Origin of the sequence: Methylobacterium sp. J-026, assembly GCF_022829585.1 — a bacterium.
In the GTDB taxonomy this organism is placed as follows: domain Bacteria; phylum Pseudomonadota; class Alphaproteobacteria; order Rhizobiales; family Beijerinckiaceae; genus Methylobacterium.
On record NZ_JAKSYC010000290.1, the window covers coordinates 1 to 956 of the forward strand.

1 protein-coding gene and 1 pseudogene are annotated in these 956 nt (G+C 61.2%); both read right to left on the reverse strand.

Annotated elements, in window-relative coordinates:
- The coding region (locus tag MKK69_RS24985; protein ID WP_243972400.1) for a PAS domain-containing protein at window positions 1-377 on the reverse strand (377 nt) is incomplete at its 3' end.
- Window positions 378-633: 256 nt separating this feature from the next.
- Window positions 634-956 (reverse strand): annotated as a pseudogene (locus tag MKK69_RS24990) (hypothetical protein); the annotation flags it as partial.

Genomic DNA, 956 nt, shown 5'->3' on the forward strand with positions numbered 1-956 from the left:
CGCAGCACCTGCGCGGTGATGTCGGTAGCGAACTTCACCACCTTCGTGACTCGACCAGCCCTGTCTAGGACAGGATTGTACGTGGCCTGAATCCAGATCTCGCGCCCGTCCTTGGCGATGCGTTTAAACTCGCCGGTTTGACCTTCGCCACTGCGCAGTGCCTCCCAGAACGTGCCGTACGCGTAGCCATTGCGCTCGCTGGCGGGGACGAACAGCTTGTGATGCTGCCCTTTCACCACGGCGAGGGTGTAGCCCATCAGGTCTAGGAAGAGCGCGTTAGCGGCCAAAACCGTGCCATCGGAGGCGAACTCGATCCGAGCTCGGGATTTGTCGATCGCCGCCATGAGAGCGCGCAGATCAGCATCGAACAGCGGCATGGATGCCTCCCCCAACTCAACCGCTTGCCAAGCAGCGGTCACTTTAGGCAAAATTGTGCACGAGTACGTTGAGCAATTGTTAGCGAGAGTTATAGCGCGGCTTCATCTTTCTGTGAGCCCTCTACGACAGGAAAGCCCTACTTGAGGTAGTCAGGGTGGTGTCGATGCAGGCGACATCACCGAAGCTTCCCACGGTCTTCTCGTCGCACACAGCATCAACGATTCCGCGTCCGCCCTGCCGAACGCCTCTAGGCCCTCACCGCATGGCCCAGCCGCCTCCACCACCCGCGCGGATTCTCGCGCGGTCTGATCGGTCGAGGTCGCCCGCCGCTTGTCGGCAGCCCTTCTTCGGCTCCGTTTTCCCCGATTTTGACAGGACTAGAACTCTGTGGTCGGCCTTGAAGCCTTCGGCGAAGGAATCCGGGATCGAGCACCATTCCTTGTTGGCGGTGATCCACTTCATGCCCTCGGCGCCGTTGGTCTGAAGCTTCCCGAACAGGGCGGAGGCTTCCTGCGGCGTCATCTTCTTCTTCGTCTGGGAGGCCGCATTGGCCCGCCCGACCAGCGCCTTGCGCTCGG